Annotated in this window: 3 protein-coding genes and 1 pseudogene; all 4 read left to right on the top strand. The window is 35.6% G+C overall.

All coding sequences use genetic code 11. The features are described from left to right. The coding region (locus tag PF272_RS12945; RefSeq protein WP_413789410.1) for an IS3 family transposase at positions 1 to 63 on the top strand (63 nt) is incomplete at its 5' end. 27 nt (positions 64 to 90) lie between these two features. Beyond that, positions 91 to 909, top strand: a pseudogene (locus PF272_RS01615) (PTS transporter subunit EIIC); the annotation flags it as partial. Between the two features lie 332 nt (positions 910 to 1,241). Continuing rightward, on the top strand, positions 1,242 to 2,756 hold the full coding sequence (locus PF272_RS01610; RefSeq protein WP_271141386.1) for a sodium-dependent transporter: 1,515 nt from the start codon (positions 1,242 to 1,244) through the stop codon (positions 2,754 to 2,756). Then, a complete protein-coding gene (locus PF272_RS01605; RefSeq protein ID WP_082966195.1) occupies positions 2,756 to 2,848 on the top strand; it encodes a methionine/alanine import family NSS transporter small subunit in 93 nt (30 codons plus the stop codon). The genes PF272_RS01610 and PF272_RS01605 overlap by 1 nt, the downstream gene beginning before the upstream one ends. The last annotated feature ends 137 nt before the right edge of the window (positions 2,849 to 2,985 follow it).

Genomic DNA, 2,985 nt, shown 5'->3' with positions numbered 1-2,985 from the left:
AGAATACAATTAAGATTAAATGGACTGAGTCCTGTTCAATACAGAATTCAGTCCTTAAAATAGCAGTCTAACTTTTCGGGGTCAGATCAAAATGGATGGGGATTTAGTGCAGCAAGCTTATCTGGCAATATTCCTTATTGGGATATCCTCGGTTTCCATATTGAAAAAGTAGGATATCAAGGTTCTGTATTACCGGTATTAGCCGCAACTTGGATCTTAGCAAAATTAGAAAATACTTTCCGTAAGATTATCCCATCAGTATTAGATAATTTATTAACACCATTACTCGCATTATTTATTACTGGAATTCTGACTTTCACTTTTGTTGGACCAATTACCCACAAGCTTGGTTTCTTAATTGGGGATGCGTTAACTTGGTTGTATGACACAACTGGTTTTATTGGCGGTGCAATTTTCGGAGCACTTTATGCGCCAATTGTTATCACTGGGATGCATCAAACCTTTATCGCTATTGAAACACAATTATTAGCAGATATGGCTCATACTGGCGGTACTTTTATTTTCCCGATTGCGGCAATGTCTAATGTAGCACAAGGTGCGGCTTGTTTAGGGGTATTGTTCTTAATTCGTGATACTAAAGTAAAAGGTATTGCATTACCATCTGGAATTAGTGCGTTATTAGGTATTACTGAACCAGCGATGTTTGGGGTAAATTTAAAATATCGTTATCCATTTATTGCAGCAATGATAGGTTCTGGCGTTTCTAGTGCATTTATTGCGTTCTTTCATGCTAAAGCACAAGCGTTAGGTGCTGCAGGATTACCGGGGATTATCTCAATTAAACCAGATAGCATTGCCGTTTATTGCATTGGTATGTTGATTTCATTCGTGGTGACATTTGTGATTACCTTATTGCTAGGTTTAAGAGCAAAAAGAAAAAGCAACTAATCACCAAATAAATTGAGAATAATAAGATTAAGGCTGGTATTTCCAGCCTTAATTTTTATCGGGAAAGTGAAAAATTTTTTCTTAAGATTTTATCTGGTTTTTTTATTCTAAAAATTTTGTTAAAAAATAGGAGAAAAAGCCATTTTTGTGTGATTTTAAGAAAATCTCTCTAAAAATAAAGAAATTTACTAGTTTTATTGTTGGCAAAAAAGTGAACATGGTCTGAATTTTTGCATTTATTTCAAATAAATAGAGTTTGACAATTAAGATTATTTAATTATATTAAGTTACTCTAAATAATATAATGATAAAGTCCAATATAGGAGGGCTAAATGAGTAATGAAGTGAAAAACACAGCACGAGAAACTTTTTCGGGGCGTAGAGCATTTATTTTAGCAGCTATTGGTTCTGCCGTAGGGCTTGGTAATATCTGGCGTTTCCCATATACCGCATATGAAAATGGGGGCGGTGCATTTATTATCCCTTACATTATTGCGTTATTAACTGCGGGTATTCCACTATTATTCCTAGATTATGCAATTGGGCACAGACATCGCGGATCTGCGCCTTTGGCATTCAGACGTTTACATAAAAATTTTGAAATTTTTGGCTGGTGGCAAGTATTAGTCAACGTCATTATCGGTATTTATTATGCGGTTGTTCTTGGTTGGGCAGCATCTTATACATATTTCTCAATAAATGGTGCATGGGGCGATAAACCTATTGATTTCTTTGTGGGTGAATTCCTCAAAATGGGCGATATTGCACAAGGGGTAAGTTTTGATTTCGTTGGTATGGTTGTTGGGCCGTTAATTGCCGTATGGTTAGTGGCATTAGGTGTACTCGCATTAGGAGTACAAAAAGGGATTGCGAAATCATCAAGTATTTTAATGCCATTATTAGTTGTTATGTTCGTTATCCTTGTTATTTCAGCCTTGTTCTTACCAGGTGCAAGTAAGGGCTTAGACGCGCTATTTACACCAAATTGGGAGAAATTATCTGATCCTAGTGTATGGATTGCGGCATATGGACAAATTTTCTTCTCCTTGTCTATCTGTTTCGGGATTATGATTACCTATGCTTCTTATTTGAAGAAAGATTCAGATTTAACAGGATCTGGATTAGTTGTTGGTTTTGCGAATAGTAGTTTTGAATTATTAGCAGGGATTGGTGTATTTGCTGCATTAGGTTTTATGGCTGCCGCAAGCGGACAACAAGTTCATGAAGTTGCAAAAGGCGGAATCGGTTTAGCATTCTTTGCTTTCCCAACTATTATCAATAATGCGTCGTTTGGTCCAGTACTTGGTGTATTGTTCTTTGGTTCACTTACATTTGCAGCATTAACCTCTTTCATTTCTGTTATTGAAGTAATTATTGCTTCAGTTCAAGACAAATTGAAATTTGGTCGTGTGCCTTCAACTTTTATTGTGGGTATTCCAATGATGTTCTTGTCTGTGGTGTTATTTGGAACAACAACAGGATTGCCAATGCTGGATGTGATGGATAAATTCGTAAACTACTTTGGTATTGTGGCGGTAGCGTTCTGTTCATTGGTTATCATTGTTTCCCACGAACAACTTGGTTTATTAGGAAATCACATTAATAAGACATCATCATTCAAAATTGGATTTATTTGGCGTTTATGTATTGTTATTACTACCGGTATTCTTGCATTTATGTTGTTTAGTGAAGGTGCTAAAGTATTCCGTGAAGGGTATGAAGGATATCCAAACTGGTTTGTTAATACCTTTGGTTGGGGAATGGCATTTGGTTTAGTGGTTGTGGCTTTCTTACTAACACACTTACCTTGGAAAAATGAAGAGAAATTCGTTGTGGAGGAAGACTAATGAGTACAATTGCAATTGTTATGATGGTTATCGCACTTGTGATTATTTGGGGTGGATTATTAGTTTCGATTAAACGCTTACCAAAAGAATAAATCTTGGGTGCTTAAAAAGCAGCAGGGTCATATAGTTTGATGTTATTACATTAAGTATATGGCCCTTATTTTATGGGAATGAAATAGACGAATTGTTGTAAAAAACAACAGTTGATAAAAAAATTCAAAAAAAAGCA

Origin of the sequence: Gallibacterium faecale, assembly GCF_027920745.1 — a bacterium.
Lineage (GTDB): Bacteria > Pseudomonadota > Gammaproteobacteria > Enterobacterales > Pasteurellaceae > Gallibacterium > Gallibacterium faecale.
This window is presented reverse-complemented; position numbering and strand designations above follow the sequence as displayed.

Coding starts and splice junctions, on each gene's coding strand:
- PF272_RS01610 (WP_271141386.1), top strand. CDS start 1,242: ATGAGTAATGAAGTGAAAAACACAGCACGAGAAACTTTTTCGGGGCGT.
- PF272_RS01605 (WP_082966195.1), top strand. CDS start 2,756: ATGAGTACAATTGCAATTGTTATGATGGTTATCGCACTTGTGATTATT.